Below are 15,484 nucleotides of genomic sequence, written 5' to 3'. Positions count from 1 at the left end.
GGGTTTGCGCTCAAAAGTCTGAAAACGGTTGATTTGTGATTCAAAGAAAGCTGATTATAACTTATTATTATCATCATTTATTCAGCTATAACTTTAAATTATAAAATACACCGCAAAAACAGTTTTTTCTCCAAAAAACTACAAAAAAAGAGAAAATGCCTCTTCCGGCGAGGGTAGAAAGGTTGATTACTAAAAAGGTCATTGCGATCGCAGTCATAGAAGTTTCAGGAAGTTTAGCCATCACTTTCCCCAGACTAAATCCTCTTTTTGCTTGCCCGAATTTACCCTCAATATGGTTCCGCAATCTTTCATCCAAGTGAGCTTGTTTCTTCTGTTCTTTATCAATATTTTTTGACCAATAAAGTATTGTAAATATGGATTTTCCTTGATTTGTTCTACTGTTTCCCTGTGGCTTATACCCAATTTTTCTTTAATAATTAACGCCCCTAAGGCGATTCTAAAAGATCAGGCAGGTGCTCCTCTTTCCTCAGAGAATAAGCTAGCATATACATCTTCATATTTTTGCCAAGGAATTAGACTAGCCATCACTACCCAACGATTTTCTGGAGATAGTTGGCCATTGAACGGCAGTTCCAAATTTTCTGGTGCAGTGTCGCCTTGGCCTACTTGTCTGTACATGGTGTGTGCAGTTATAGATACCTGGAATAAGAGTATATTTTAGCTCAAAATTGGGTACAATTTCTAATTCAAAATACCTTTAATCGCTGACTGTGTAAGTTTTTTAAATTTATTCACCAAGCCCTAAGTATGACCTGACAAATGAAAAAATATGGATTAACAAAAATTGTTATTTCACAGGGGTCAGTCAAAAAATATGGGAATTTAAAATCGGTAGCTACCAAGTTTTAGATAAATGGCTTAAAGATAGAAAAAAAGCTAACCGGGAATTATCGGATGAAGAGATTAATCAGTATCAAAAAATTATTTTTGCCCTGAGAGAAACCAGAAAATTAATGACAAAAATAGATCAAATTATTCCGAACTTTCACCTCAGATAGTCAGACAGTCAAATTGAGGATAAAAAATTCATTTATCTATATATAGTTTTCATTCCATCTACCTAGATATAAGGTAGAAAAATTTTGCCAAATTCTCTCTTCTTCCCCAAAATTATGATTTGTCTATCCCACAACCGATGAGTCGGCAAAAATTATTGTTCCCACCAGACAAACCAGAAAATTAATCACAGAAATAGATCAAATTATTCCGAGCTTTCCCTCGAATAGTCACATAGTCAAACCGAAGATAAAAAATTAATTTATCTATATATAGTTGTGGTAGAAAAATTTATCAAAATTCTCTCAATTTTCCCTAGTAACTATTTATTTATCCCATAACCGATGAGTCGGCAAAAATTATTTTTTCACCAGACAAACCAGAAAAATAATCACAGAAATAGATCAAATTATTCTGGAGGTTTGCTCTTTTTATGACTCAATTTATTAATCTATTCCACAGTCAAAATAAATTGAATAAACCTTTGAAAATTAACTATTATATGCTAATATGCTAATCAAGGTATTATAGGAAATTTATGTAAATTTTACTCTAAGTCTATAAAAATCACTATTTACCTAGTTTATATATCTAAATGGTATAAAATTATTAAATTAGAGTCAAGCCTAAAAAAAATTAACTTTCAATGATAAATAACCAACAAACAGAATCTTGGGTCGATCTTCGCAAATATGACCAATCTTGGTATGACCGAGGTAAACCGGGTTGGTTTGTACTGTTGTGGTGGTTCATACAAGCAATTACTTTCCCACTAACTCCCCAACCTCTATATGGTCTGAGACGACTAATATTAAATCTCTTTGGAGCCAAAATTGGTCAAGGAGTTTTAATTCGCCCCACTGCCAGATTTACCTACCCTTGGAAAATAGCGATCGGCGATTATAGTTGGATTGGAGACGACGTAGTTTTATACAGTCTTGACCATATAAAAATAGGTCAACATTGCGTTATCTCTCAGAAAAGTTACCTCTGTACGGGTAGTCATGATATGGAAGACCCCACATTTGGTTTACAAACAGCAAGTATTACTATTGGTAATGGTGCATGGGTTGCTACAGATTGTTTTATTGCTCCAGGGGTTAATATTGGTGCTAATGCTGTTATTGGTGCTAGGAGTAGTGTGTTTAAAGATATGCCATCAGGTCAGGTTTGTTTAGGAACTCCTTGTCAACCTCGTTACCCAAGACAGATTAAGATGTAATACCGTTTCACCGAAGTCAGAACTCAGAAGTAAGAAAGTTAGATTTGATAGACTAAAAACTTTGACTGTACAATAATTTCAGGCAATTATTTGACATTTATAAGGAGCGAAACTATTTGTGACATCCTGAAAGTGAATTGGTATAAGACATTAAATTATTAATCATATTAATAAGGATATAAATCAAGTAAAAATTGACTCAATAGAGAATATTATGTTTTAATGTTATATTGTTTTTCGTTCAGAAAATAACCGATCTGAGGAGTATTATAGTGCTAGAATTCAATAAAAGATTTTCAAAAGTAGTTATTGTGGGGGGAGCTGGTTTTGTTGGTAGAGAAATAATTGTTCAGTTTCAGCCCATAGCCGATAATATTGTTGTGATTGACAATATGCGTACCGGACTCAGAAACAAAAAAGAATTAGAATTAGTTGAACTAATCGAAAATGATATTCGGGACTTGGGAGGAGATTGGCCAAGAGCTTTTAGAGGGGCTGATTTAGTGATTCATCTAGCAGCAAATATTGATACTCCCTGGAGTGTCAAGTACATGAATGATGATTTTAGTCTCAATGCGCTAGGTACAAAAAATATTGTTAATGCTTGTGTAGCAGCTAGTGTTCCTAAAATACTTTATGCTTCCTCAGCAGCAGTTTATGGTGCAGTAACAGAAGACAAACTGCCAATAACAGAAAATATATACCCAGAACCAGCATCTCCCTATGCAAAAACTAAGTTTCAAGGCGAAATAGAGGTATTGGCAGGTGCAAGAACCTATGGATATACAGCACATTGTTTGAGGATGTTCAACATTTATGGTCCCTGGGAAAGTCCGGTAACACTTGATGAGGTTCTTCTATATACACTTTATGTGTTAAAAAATCAAGAAATTTCTATTTTTGGTGAACCTTCAAATCAAGTCAGAGATTATGTTAGTGTAAGTGACATTGCAAGGGCTTATGTATTAGCTGCGCAATCTGAAAAACAAGGAGCATTCTTTTATAATATTGGTAGTGGCAAGGGAACAAATTTTGCTGAGTTGCTAAGTATTATTGAAAATGTAACTGGAATTATACCTCAAACCAAAATACTCCCATTAAGGCCTGGTGAACTGACTAAAAGCTGGGGTATTTATGAGCGAGCCAAGGAAATAATACAATATGAACATCAAGTAAATATTGAAGAGGGAGTTAAAAAAATGGTTGATTGGATTAAAAATGCTCCTCAGGAAGTGCTTAATCTATATAAACTTAGCTAAGATTAAAACTATATTAATATTAACAATTCAGGAATTTTTTGATAATTGATATTACTCATTCATATTCTTGTAAGTTGCCACTGCAGAAGGCGAACTACGGTTCAAGTAACGGAATATCCAATACTTAAAAACAGCATCTAAAATCACCGGAAAAGTTGCAATAAACAAGAAATTAAAATCTCTACTTTCTGCTACTCCAAAATGTCTAGCAACATTTTCCAAAATCACTTCCCAACCATGAGGGGAGTGAAACCCTACAAACATATCTGTTAACAAAATCAGAATAAATGCCTTAGCACTATCACTAAGACCATATATTACATCATCCATAAAAGACTTTAAAATCTCAACATCTCTTCTATTAGCAGAAATAATGCCAACAAAAGAAATCAAAGATATCAGGTCACAAAAAATATTTTTAATAGCATTATTACTTCTATTTTTATATTCCGAAGCTATTTCTTGAGCTTTTTCTTCTACTTTATGCTCAATCAATTCTTCTCTTTGAAGCTTAGGTATTTCTGAAACTTCTTTTCCAGCTTCATATAATTCTGGAAATAATTCAGGAGTATGGCCTAAATAAATTTGAAAATGAAGTTCTTCCTCATATTTGCGCAATTCCATCAAAGCTTCTTCTTCCAAGTCGCGGTTAATAAAAATCTCTTCTTGTTGACTAGAGATTGGCATAAAATTATCGACTAAGTAACCCACAAAAGTTATTTTTGATAACTGGTGAATTAGTAGAGGCACTAAAATCAATAGTAAAATAAATCTAACCGAAGTAATAGTCTTAACTTTAGATTTTCTAAATTTCTTAATTACATCTTCTTCAGCTTCTGGGTCTAACTCTTTCTTGATTCTTTTGAAAGTACTTAATAATGAACGGGGTAAAAAGCTAGTTTCAGGTTGATCTCTTTTTAGTGTTTCTGTAGTATTTATAGCAGAATTAGATGATATATTATTAGTAGAACTATTAATATTATTTTGACTAGATATTATAGCTAAAGAAGATGAAGTATCAGGCACTTCTACAATTGAATTAGATTTTTGAATTGGAGATTTTGTTTGTTTACGATATCGACTAGCTACTTCATCAATAAACTCTAATTTTTCCAAAATAATTGATGGTCGATCCTGAAATTCTTGCCGATAATATTTATTGAGTTTATCCTCGCTATCGCCAAACTGATTTTTCTCAAAAATACCTACAACTGAAATACTTGCATTAAACTCAGCTAATCTAGTTTCAATAACTTTTAAATATCGCTTCAATGCAGAATTAAAATAAGACTTAACACTATCACCATAACTAGCTGATGTTAAAGAAATATTTTGACCTTCAAAATGTTGCTCTTCAATCGCCTTAATATTGAGGGCGGCATCATAAGCCATATCCAAAGCTCTTTCAGGAGTTTCTCGGAACCACTCATTAGCACTCAGAACAGAGAGTTTAAATTGCTTCCAGGAGTAAATAGCCATATTGATTATTTTCTGATAAGTTCAATCAGCTCGCCACTATTTATTACATTTAGAACTGATAATCTCAAGTTAGTAGTTTAAAGAGCGAGTAATGAACATTTGTATATTTGATAACAAGCAATTTCCACTTAAAAATAATATCTTTTTACTATTATCAACTTAGCTGGTATATTAGCATATTTTTGCTTTTAATGTGAGCATAAATATGATATTCAGCCAAATCATAATTATGTCTATTTCTTCAAAAATATTTAATTAGGATTTGCGCTCAAAAGTCTTTTAGTAGGGGTAGGAGACAGGAGACAGGAGACAGGAGACAGGAGGAACGGGTATGGGAGCGAGGAGGTAGGAGTAAGAATTGTCAATTTGGGATTTTTCTGCCATAGTCAGCCCAAAATACTAGCTTTTTGAGCGTTTTCAACTGAAACAGGCCTACTGCAATTCGAGCCTAAAAATACTCAAACCTTTATGTATCAATACTTTGATAATTAATCAGCTAGCCCTAATTAAATTTAGACAATATTCTCTAAGCGTTCAACTAACTGTTGTGCTTGTATAACCCCTTCTATCTGTTCTACTGGCTGACCATTTTTAAACAAAACCAAAGTCGGCAAAGCTTGAATGCCATACTTTGATGCCAACTGAGGATATTTATCTGTATCAATTTTAACTATCCGCAGTCGATCTTTCATCTTTTGATTGACCTGTTCCAGAATAGGGGCCATCATTTGACAAGGGCCACACCAAGTTGCATAAAAATCCACTAGAACAGGTATTTTTGAACTAGCAAGTAATTCATCAAAACTATCAAACTGCTTTTTAACTGCCATCTTGAGAAAATATATATACTTATCTATTCTATCTATTAGCTTAACTCAACAAGCCATAATCCCCTAAGTCAATGAAGTTAGAAGTCAGAAGTCAGAAGTCAGAAGTCAGAAGTTGTTTTTGTAACGGGGATTTGAGCAACCCTCCAAAAACATTTCGCCAATCAAGGCGGGGTTTTAAACCCAATTATTTTGATAAATTAGTTTAAATCATATAGCAAAGGATTTCATTATGGAGGCATTACCCGAAACATTACAGCGTTTGAAGGGACAAGTAGCAATAATCACAGGTGCATCTAGAGGAATTGGTCGAGCAGCAGCTTTAGCATTAGCAATGGAAGGGGCAAATGTAGTTGTTAACTATGCTAACTCTAGTGGAGCGGCTGTGGAAGTAGTGGCAGAAATAGTTGCTGCGGGTGGCAATGGGATGGCACTTCAAGCAGATGTTTCTAAAGCTGAAGAGGTTGATACCCTCGTCAAAGAAGTGATGGAAAAATGGAGTCGCATTGATATTTTGGTAAATAATGCTGGTATTACTCGCGATACTTTGCTTTTGCGGATGAAACCCAATGACTGGCAGTCAGTAATAGACCTAAATTTGACGGGGGTTTTTCTCTGTACCCGCGCCGTTAGCAAAATTATGCTCAAACAAAAGAGTGGTCGTATTATTAATATTGCTTCTGTAACTGGGCAAATGGGTAATCCTGGTCAAGCTAATTATAGTGCAGCTAAAGCAGGGGTTATTGGCTTTACTAAAAGTGTAGCAAAAGAACTTGCTAATCGTGGCATTACAGCAAATGCTGTTGCCCCTGGGTTTATAACGACTGATATGACTAAGGACTTGAAAAATTCTGAGGAAATTATCAAATTTATTCCTCTCGGTCGTTATGGTACACCAGAAGAAGTAGCGGGTATGATTAAATTTTTAGCTGCTGATAGTGCTGCTAATTATATTACAGGTCAAGTATTTAATGTGGATGGGGGAATGGTGATGGCTTAATACCAATTTTCGGCGTTGCTGAATAGCGTGTATGATATTAATCTTAATTACTTAGGACTCAACCCACCCCTCGCCCCTCCCCCTCCCAGGAGGGGTACTCATGAGAACTGAGTCAGGAGGGAAGAAAGAAGAAGAAACAGGACTATGAGTATAAGGAGAAAGTTTTTTGAACGCCCTCTCATCCGGACATGATATCATACCTCAAATCACCAACGCCCCAATTTCATATAGAAGCCATTTGATATCTTTGCAAGCGGTACGGGTTTTTAGCACAGGAGTCAGGAGTCAGAACTCAGGAGTTCGAGAAATAGAATAAGGGGAAAAGGTGTAAATTTGCCTCCAGATTCACCATCTACCCACACTCCCCCTATATTTTTAAATAGAACCCAAATGGGTTCTATAATGGAACAGCGGTGCGACCCCACCTCGGCGACAGACACAAGTGCTCGGAACCCGGCGTTTTGCTCCGCAAGATGTTTGCGCAGTACTCGGTAGGAAAACGCGCAAGCGTCCCGTAGGGAATAGTTTCCTCCCCATGAGAATGCCAAGTAACAGAGAGAATGCGCACTCCTGTGAGAGAACAGGGAATAGAGGTATGTCCTACTAATAATGTACGAAATTGTCTCCAGCCTAAATCACTAATAGCTCTGGACAATTTCCGATTTTTCATCATACCTGAAACGTTTAAATCTTCCAGAATAATTGTTTGGTTTTCACGAATTATTTCTGTGAATAATTTATGCAGGAAATCTGTTCTAGTATCTTTTAATTTACTATGTTTGCGCAGCATTCCGAAGGAAAATTTAGCTACCCTGAGTCTGGCTTTTTCATATCGTTTAGAACCATTACTTTTTTTTGATAATGATTTACTTAATTTTCTATACTTTTTAATTCGTTTTTTTAATGGTTTTGGTGCATCTACTTTTTTACCATTGCTGAATAATGTAGAAATGCCTAAATCTATGCCTACTGATTTGCTGGATTCTGGTAGTTTTTGTGGTTGAATTTCTACTACAAAACTCAGAAAGTATCTATGGGCTGAATCTTTGATTACTGTTACTGATGATGGTTCTCCTGGTAAGGGTCTTGACCACACTACTTTGAAACAACCTATTTTGGCTAAGTATACTTTGTCTTCATGTAGTTGAAATCCTCTTAAGGTAAACCTGGCAGTTTGTTTTGACCTGCGTTTTTTGAATCTGGGAAGTTTAATTGCTTTACCTTTTCTTTTACCCTTAGTTCAATTAAAAAAGTTTTGGTAAGCCTGGTTTAAGTCATTTAATGATTGTTGTAATGGCACTACAGACACTTCTGAAAACCATTCTCTATTTTCTGTTTTTTAGCTTGAGTAATAAAGAGTTTTTGTAGTTCAGATTCAGCACCAAAAAGCTTTTCAGAACCCAGATCGACATACATATCAACTCCAGCAAATTCTATGTATAGAGGGTCGTCGGTAATAGTCCAGCCTTCTTTAATTAAGGCGTTTTTGACAGCATCATGGAATATATCTTGAGCTGGCATAATTATATATTAATACTTGACAATTATTTGATACTATTATTATATCTGAATTTGAGGTTTTACCTATCGGTCAAATATTATTTAAAAATCAACGACTGAGTTTAATAACTTTTGATGCTAAACAGGAGGTTATTTGTTCATGGATACCATAAATAATTATCATCAAATTATTACTAAAATCCTGGGAAAATATGCTAATGAGCCTGTCAACTAATTTTATAATCCTTTTATGGTAAGACTTCTAAGTCCTTGCCTAGAAAATTATGCTATACCTTTGATCAACTATTTTTAATAAATAGTGAAAGCTGAAATGGTGTAAATTCGTTATCTAGTTTGTGATTGCAGAGAGCTTGGCACACTCATAACAATTACTCTAGTTTTACGCCTAATATAACTGCATATCCTCCTTAAAACTGGAAATAGAGTTATATAGAACTTATCAATTGAAACTATAATACTAGAGTTTAGTCCCAAACTCCAGGTTGAAAAATGGATGAGGTTAAAATACTTTGCAAATCACCATTCTTTATACGATAAATCGACGTGCGGAATTTGTATTACTAATAATGGAGAATAATTTAATGGAGATTGAAAAGTCCAAAAACAGTCGAATGAAATTTCTTCAAAATGTAATCACTGAAAATATTTTACTTTATGAATAAACCACCAAGACAAAAATTTCCTCCTCCTAGAACATTAAATACTTCTAAGTCTATGCTCAACGTTGAAAATCCGATAAAAATTGGTATCGCTGCTTTACTGGGATTATTTGGTATAGTGATGCTCCGCAGTACGTTCTTAATTCTTCAACCTGGTGAAGCCGGAGTTTTGCAGGTACTCGGTTCTGTCCGTGAGGGAGAGCCTATGGGTGAAGGACTTCATATCATACTTCCTTTTGTATCTAAGGTTAACAAGTACGACATTCGGGTGCAAAAACACCAGATTAATGGCTTGACTGCAGCCTCTAAGGATTTACAAGATATCACCGCCGAGGTTGTGGTAAATTATCAAGTACAACCCAGTGAGCTAGTAAATATCCTGCGTGATGTAGGAACCCTTGATAATGTTAAAGAGAAGTACGTTGAACCTCAAGCGCAGGAAGCCTTTAAAATTGCTTCAGCTAAATTGAAAGCTGAGGAATCTGTGACTAAACGAGAAGAGTTGATGGAGACTTTTAATGGTTCCATAATTGAGCGTCTCCAGAAATTTGGTATTAGGGTAGTTGCCACTGCCTTAGTTGATGTGGATTTTTCTCCAGAGTTTTCTAAGTCAGTTGAGGAAAAACAAATCGCGGAACAGAAAGCTCAAAAAGCCAAATATATTGCTCAAGAGGCCGAGCAAGAAGCGCAAGCAATGATTAATCGTGCTAAGGGAAAAGCTGAGGCCAATCGTCTAGAAGCGGAAAGCTTGAAAGCACAGGGTTCTGAATTAGTCATTCAAAAACTGTTCCTAGAATCATGGGATGGTAAGCTTCCTTTGGTGATGAGTGGAAATGAAGATACTCTTCTGCTCGATATGAACAAGCTAGTGGATAGTGACAAGAGATAAAAGACGAGACTGTGCCAAAATGGGTTTATTGTACGCGCTCGGAATTAGGCGTAAAACTAGAGTCATTGTCATGAGTGTGTCAAGCTCTCTCTTGATTTACCTTTAATAATATCTTAATTCATAGCTTGATTCACCAACGCCTGAAATTAATATCCATCGGGTAGGAAAAGACTTTCCCACCCAACTTTTAACATTAATCTCCCAAACAAATACCTATACTCCGAGCAGTTTTAACTAAAGTATCATTAGGATCTACCGCTCTGTACTTAGAAATCGCATCTGCAATTGGCACAGCGATCGCCTGTCGATTTTGCCAAGTTACTACATGGTCATATTTTTCTTCAGCAATGAGGTCAACTGCTGCTACCCCAAAAGCTGAAGCAATTAATCGGTCTGTCGGGGAAGGTATGCCACCACGTTGAATATGACCTAAGACGGTGACGCGAGTTTCTGCACTACTACAAGCAGCAAGTTTATCAGCTAGATATTGCCCAATACCACCAAATCTAGATTGACCCAAAGAATCATTAGTTGTGACTGCTTCTCCTGTTTCAGTACGCACTGCTTCTGCGACAATTACCAAAGAGTAATTTTTGCCTAAATCTTGGCGTTTGCGGATGTAGTCACATATTCGCTCTATTTGGTAAGGAATTTCGGGAATCAATATTACATCTGCACCACCTGCAATACCAGCATTGAGAGCAATATGTCCCGCATCTCGCCCCATTACTTCCAGAATCATAACTCGACTATGACTAGCAGCAGTAAAATGTAAGCGGTCTAGTGCTTCTGTGGCAATTTTGACAGCAGTATTAAAACCGATAGACAATTCAGTACAGTTGACATCATTATCAATAGTTTTGGGAATACCCACTAGATTCAAATTTCCCTGTTGAGCAAGTTTACGGAGAATAGTTAGACTACCATCACCCCCGATACCAATTAAAGCATCAAGCTCTAATAAACGATACCCTTCAATAATTTCCTCAGAGCGATCGCGCACAGTTCCATCTGGCATCGGAAATCCAAATGGATCGCCCTTATTAGTAGTTCCTAAAATTGTACCACCTGCTGTGAGTAAGGGGTCGATTTTTTCAATTTCAAGTTTGATTGCTTTTGGTGGACGTTCCATCAATCCCAGGGTAGCTTGCTGAATGCCAAAAACTTCCCAATTATAAGTTCCAATTGCGCGATATACTACCGCCCGAATTGCTGGATTTAAGCCTGCACAATCTCCTCCACTGGTAAGGATGCCAATACGTTTGTGTTCTACCATAATTATGATTTTCTCTACAATAAAGAACATAAATTTGTAACAGTTTCTACTCTGAAGTTGAAGCTGTCTATCGGATTTTACCAGTCAATTGTCAGTATTTATATTTATAGGATTTTTCAGTTGGATGATAAAAGGTTTTTTGGTGGTGGTGCATTGTAATGGTGGTCTATTGTAATTATTTTTTCAAGGACAAAAGCAGTGGGAGCATCTTGCTCCCTTGCTTGTATCTTATATCATGTCCGGTAGCATCGGTATTGTATAGCAAAGGTAGGCAACAGGCAACAAACAGGAAGGCAATTGAGCAAGAAAAAAACTTAAATTTCCTGTAGATATCCACGCTAACTTTTACACAAACGATACCAACGGACATGATATTACTCCCATGAAGCACCGTTGTTTATCCTCATCTACCATTACCGGAGTAGGACTAGCGGTTTTTTGATGGAGTTATCAAACAAGTTAAATTAATTCACCAGCTAAAGTTAAAATTTGACCATTTGCGCTCGGTAGTAGAGAAGTGAGCAATTTTTTGTTTTCAAATAAAGAACCGATCAAATTAATTTAATACTATAGAAAATATAATTAATTCATAAATTAATTTATCTTTATTCGGTGTTGGTGATTTGAGGCATGATATCTTGTCGGGATAAGAGCGAAAATAAAAAACTTTCTCCCTCTACTACTCTTTCTTATTTCTTTCCTCCTGACTCCTGAGGACTGACTCCCATCCTGGGAGTGGGTTTACTCCTAAATAATTAAAATTAATATCATACACGCGCTTCACCAATGCCCTTTATTCTTTATAGATTTAATATCCTCTAGTTTATCCGGTATCTAAAATTGGTTGAGGTTTGTAGATGTGGAGTGGCTTATATTAGTATTGCCATTCACTTTTTTCCTGTTTCCAACTTCGATCTTTCCTGTTTCAAATTTAAATTTTTACCGCGCCCATTGTTGGAGAATATAACGATAAAAACTCTCTGTATCCACTCGTTCCATTGCCATAATTTTCCGCCCACCAGTTTCTACTTTTATGCGACCTTGACTCACTCCTTTTGTAATAACTGTAGTTTCCCATTCTTTTAGTTGATAAAATTCTGGATGTGCTAAATAAACAGTTGCTAAAATATCCCAAAAATAATAATCCTGAGAAATTGCCAAAGCATAACATTGTCCGGCAAAATCAGAGATCGGATATTTTCTTTGCTTGCCTAATTTACGAGAAAATTCAGAAGTTAGGGGTACATTATTAGTAATATCTAACGAACAAAGTACTATTGGAATTTGAGTTTGCCAAACCCTTTCAATAGCAAATGGGTCCCAATAAGCATTCCATTCTGCGGACATATCTTGACCTGGTTCCATATCTTTACTCACATTTCCCGGTACATTTAAAGCACCACCCATCCACACAATTTCTTGAATTTTTGACTCAATTTCTGGAGCAATATCTAAAGCTACAGCAACAGTTGTTAAAGGACCAGTTACCATTAATGTTACAGGTGCTGGTGCTGATTTTAAAACTCGTACCATAAAATTTTGACCAGGTTCTGAAACTAAAATAGTATCAATAGTTTCCTTCTCATTTAAAATCGGAAAATGGTCTACAGCAAAAGAATCTCTTCTAAATAAAACTGGAAAAGGATTAACACCACGCACTGTGCTTTCTGCCACTGGAACATCAGAACATCCCATTAAATCTAAAATTTTTCGAGTAGCATTAATTGCAGGTTCAATATAACAATCAGCAGGGGTGACAATTACTCCTAAAGATTGAACATTTTCCATGGTCATTAGTAAAACAGTGGAGAGAAAATCATCTACAGCACCATCATGATCCATCAGTACAAGTTTTTTGGACATCAACATTAAAGATTAGATTTCAATTAGAATTATATGTGATATTCAGATAAGTTTAGGAATGTTCATTGAGATTTTATCTAAACCAATGAGGTAAACTATTAACAGAAAACGTCATCAAACTTGAGTAAATAATTGAATTGAATTATGTACACAGAATCATCAGCAAGGAATAATAATACCAACAACAATATTGTGCCAGTAGAAAGAGTAAATAAATTACTGCTTCAGTCAATTGATACTTTAGAAGAAATTCTCAAAAATCAACAACTTCCGGCACAAGAACGAGCAACAGTAGCCCTTAAAATTCTAGAAATGACAGGTATTTTGTCTCAAACCAACCCTCGATCGCCAAGTACATTAATATCTGATGCTCAACAACAAATAAACCAATTAAATACAGATAATTTAACAAGAAATATTTCTCCTTATCCAGCTAAAATAGCACAAGTAAAATCTACATTTTTACCTGCTGTTCATGTAGAACTTCAAAACTTTTTATCTCCCGAAGAAAATCAAAAAGCTATAGAAATTGCCATTCAAAAACGCGACCAATATATTGAATCAACCACTACCACTAAAGCAGATCGATATCGGCAGTCTTATGTACTATTTTCACAATACTTTCCCGAATTAGCAGGACTTATTCAGAGCAAAATTTTACAAACCTTGCCAGAAGTATTAGCTCAACTAAATTTTCGTCCTTTCGAGATATCAGAAATTGAAGCGCAACTAACAGCACATAATGATGGATGTTATTACAAAATTCATAATGATGCGGGTAGCGAAAAAACAGCAAGTAGAGAAATTACTTATGTGTATTATTTTTATCAAGAACCCAAAGCTTTTTCTGGAGGTGAGCTAAGAATTTATGATACTGAATTAAAAGCTGGTGGAGTAATAACTCATGAGAATTTTCAAACTATTACGCCTGCGAATAATTCCATTATCTTTTTTAATAGTCGTTGCAGACATGAGGTAATGCCTGTAGTTTGTCCATCAAAAGCATTTGAACATAGTCGGTTTACAGTTAATGGTTGGATTAGAAGATTAGTAGCATAAATAGTTATTTTACTGAAGTAAAGCAGGGAATAGCGGTGCGACCCAGTGTCGGCGACAGACGCATCTGGTAGCGGACTTCTGTGAGGGAACAATAGGAAAAACATTTCCCCCTATTTGATTGATCATCACTCTATACCCTAATGTCGTAAACAACTAGTTCTTTGCTGTACAAACAATTTTTTTGTCTACTCAGTCATCATGCAATATTCCCTCTGTATCAATAAGGGGGAATATTTTTTTTTCAGTTTTGCCAACTATCTAGAGACTATAAAAAAAGCCTACCATAATATTAACAACTCCAAAAAAAGTGATGTACTGATACAGGATATGCTAATTGCTATAACTTTTATCATATTAATGATATACAGTATTTTTTCTACTTATTACTTTCTAGAGTTTTGTATCTCACCAATTTGATAATTACTATATAGCGTTTCTGAAGAAGCCTTAGGTACAGTTTTTTTTACTGTTGCCTACTCCCTAGAGTTTTGTATCTCACCCATTCTACAACTTTTATATAAGAATTACATACAGCTTGAATATTTCTCATTCCGTAAAGAAAAAAAATAATATATATTGCGTAAAACCGTATTTCTTAACTGGAGAATAATTTATACAACGACATTGATAATTAAATAAAAAATTATTCTGATTATTTTTGTCATAGACATCTATTTGCAATGAATTATAGATCTACCTCTTAATAATTTTTTGCTTCTACTAAACCTGAATTTAAAGTTTCATTTTTGTGATTGAGGGGTGATTGTTATGTACAATAAAAACGATTTAATACTATCTATATTGACATTAATTGTAGTAGTAACAATGGGATTGCCTACTATAGAAATTAACAATAATCTGGTAGAACGATATTCTGATGAATTAGGTGAAGAAGTTTTTCATCACTTTGTGAGTTCTTCTGATGAAGACCCTCCTGTTCGCTATAAAGAAGGAACAACCCGTGGCTAAATTTAGCAGATAATTTCATCAAGTTAAATTTGAGGATTTAGATATTTATTAAGAGCTGATTTATAAAGTAAATTTTACAGCGCTTTTCAAATGGATGAATCACATAATCAAAAACAAGCCCAGGCTTTACCACTACATTGCGCAGGTCAAAGGAAAGACGTGAGTCGCAAGCAAATACCCTCCCGAAGCACTCATTAAACTACGCTCTAGGCTGGAATGGAACTCTTGCCAGAGCGTTCGCGGGAGCGTCGCGCACTAATTGAAGAAGCTTCTGCCAACTATGGTGTGTCATATCAAATCCCCTGACTTCGGAGTAATTTGAAGAAGGAGACAGGAGACAGGAGACAGGAGACAGGAGGAAAATTACATGGGGATTCGCTCCCCCAAGTAATGCGTGAACACCCCCGTTGACGGTGGGGTATTAAACCCACAAAGAAAATGATA

General features: G+C 35.5%; 14 protein-coding genes and 1 pseudogene. 7 read left to right on the top strand and 8 right to left on the bottom strand.

The window, feature by feature from the left end:
• Positions 1 to 85 precede the first annotated feature (85 nt).
• Positions 86 to 346: a transposase gene (locus F6K27_RS34120; RefSeq protein ID WP_375340869.1), complete on the bottom strand. Its 261-nt coding sequence runs from the start codon at positions 344 to 346 to the stop codon at positions 86 to 88.
• Between the two features lie 8 nt (positions 347 to 354).
• A pseudogene (locus F6K27_RS28860) lies at positions 355 to 639 on the bottom strand (transposase); the annotation flags it as partial.
• 107 nt (positions 640 to 746) lie between these two features.
• Between F6K27_RS28860 and F6K27_RS34115 the strand changes: the two are divergent.
• The 3 genes from F6K27_RS34115 (at position 747) to F6K27_RS28850 (ending at position 3,498) form a co-directional block, all read left to right on the top strand.
• On the top strand, positions 747 to 1,019 hold the full coding sequence (locus F6K27_RS34115; protein ID WP_353736086.1) for a type ISP restriction/modification enzyme: 273 nt from the start codon (positions 747 to 749) through the stop codon (positions 1,017 to 1,019).
• 644 nt (positions 1,020 to 1,663) lie between these two features.
• Positions 1,664 to 2,239, top strand: coding sequence for a hormogonium polysaccharide biosynthesis acetyltransferase HpsU (gene hpsU, locus F6K27_RS28855; RefSeq protein ID WP_124144105.1), 576 nt, complete (start codon positions 1,664 to 1,666; stop codon positions 2,237 to 2,239).
• 272 nt (positions 2,240 to 2,511) lie between these two features.
• Complete coding sequence (locus tag F6K27_RS28850; protein WP_287278446.1) at positions 2,512 to 3,498, top strand: NAD(P)-dependent oxidoreductase; 987 nt, start codon at positions 2,512 to 2,514, stop codon at positions 3,496 to 3,498.
• Positions 3,499 to 3,549: 51 nt separating this feature from the next.
• On the opposite strand, the gene F6K27_RS28845 is transcribed toward F6K27_RS28850, so the two are convergent.
• On the bottom strand, positions 3,550 to 4,977 hold the full coding sequence (locus tag F6K27_RS28845) for a proton extrusion protein PcxA (RefSeq protein ID WP_287278445.1): 1,428 nt from the start codon (positions 4,975 to 4,977) through the stop codon (positions 3,550 to 3,552).
• Positions 4,978 to 5,489: 512 nt separating this feature from the next.
• Entirely contained in the window at positions 5,490 to 5,807 is a 318-nt protein-coding gene (gene trxA, locus F6K27_RS28840; protein ID WP_287242174.1) for a thioredoxin, read from the bottom strand.
• A 229-nt stretch (positions 5,808 to 6,036) separates the two neighbouring features.
• Between trxA and fabG the strand changes: the two genes are divergently transcribed.
• Positions 6,037 to 6,804, top strand: a complete 768-nt coding sequence (fabG, locus tag F6K27_RS28835; RefSeq protein ID WP_124144109.1) for a 3-oxoacyl-[acyl-carrier-protein] reductase — start codon at positions 6,037 to 6,039, stop codon at positions 6,802 to 6,804.
• Positions 6,805 to 7,201: 397 nt separating this feature from the next.
• Here fabG and F6K27_RS28830 read toward each other — a convergent pair whose 3' ends face one another.
• Both F6K27_RS28830 and F6K27_RS28825 read right to left on the bottom strand, forming a co-directional pair.
• Positions 7,202 to 8,017 (bottom strand): transposase, encoded by an 816-nt coding sequence (locus F6K27_RS28830; protein ID WP_287278451.1) that lies wholly within the window; start codon positions 8,015 to 8,017, stop codon positions 7,202 to 7,204.
• Positions 8,018 to 8,103: 86 nt separating this feature from the next.
• Positions 8,104 to 8,325, bottom strand: a complete 222-nt coding sequence (locus F6K27_RS28825) for an element excision factor XisH family protein (protein WP_124144111.1) — start codon at positions 8,323 to 8,325, stop codon at positions 8,104 to 8,106.
• A 654-nt stretch (positions 8,326 to 8,979) separates the two neighbouring features.
• Between F6K27_RS28825 and F6K27_RS28820 the strand changes: the two genes are divergently transcribed.
• Positions 8,980 to 9,873 (top strand): prohibitin family protein, encoded by an 894-nt coding sequence (locus F6K27_RS28820; RefSeq protein ID WP_287278444.1) that lies wholly within the window; start codon positions 8,980 to 8,982, stop codon positions 9,871 to 9,873.
• Positions 9,874 to 10,066: 193 nt separating this feature from the next.
• On the opposite strand, the gene F6K27_RS28815 is transcribed toward F6K27_RS28820, so the two are convergent.
• On the bottom strand, positions 10,067 to 11,149 hold the full coding sequence (locus tag F6K27_RS28815; protein WP_124144112.1) for an ATP-dependent 6-phosphofructokinase: 1,083 nt from the start codon (positions 11,147 to 11,149) through the stop codon (positions 10,067 to 10,069).
• 939 nt (positions 11,150 to 12,088) lie between these two features.
• On the bottom strand, positions 12,089 to 13,012 hold the full coding sequence (locus F6K27_RS28810) for a nucleoside hydrolase (RefSeq protein ID WP_287278443.1): 924 nt from the start codon (positions 13,010 to 13,012) through the stop codon (positions 12,089 to 12,091).
• 144 nt (positions 13,013 to 13,156) lie between these two features.
• Here F6K27_RS28810 and F6K27_RS28805 point away from each other — a divergent pair, with 144 nt between their 5' ends.
• Complete coding sequence (locus tag F6K27_RS28805; RefSeq protein WP_287278442.1) at positions 13,157 to 14,071, top strand: 2OG-Fe(II) oxygenase; 915 nt, start codon at positions 13,157 to 13,159, stop codon at positions 14,069 to 14,071.
• Positions 14,072 to 14,839: 768 nt separating this feature from the next.
• Positions 14,840 to 15,040, top strand: a complete 201-nt coding sequence (locus F6K27_RS28800; protein WP_287278441.1) for a hypothetical protein — start codon at positions 14,840 to 14,842, stop codon at positions 15,038 to 15,040.
• Positions 15,041 to 15,484: the final 444 nt, after the last annotated feature.

The sequence above is a fragment of the Okeania sp. SIO2F5 genome (assembly GCF_010692685.1).
Lineage (GTDB): Bacteria > Cyanobacteriota > Cyanobacteriia > Cyanobacteriales > Microcoleaceae > Okeania > Okeania hirsuta.
This window is presented reverse-complemented; position numbering and strand designations above follow the sequence as displayed.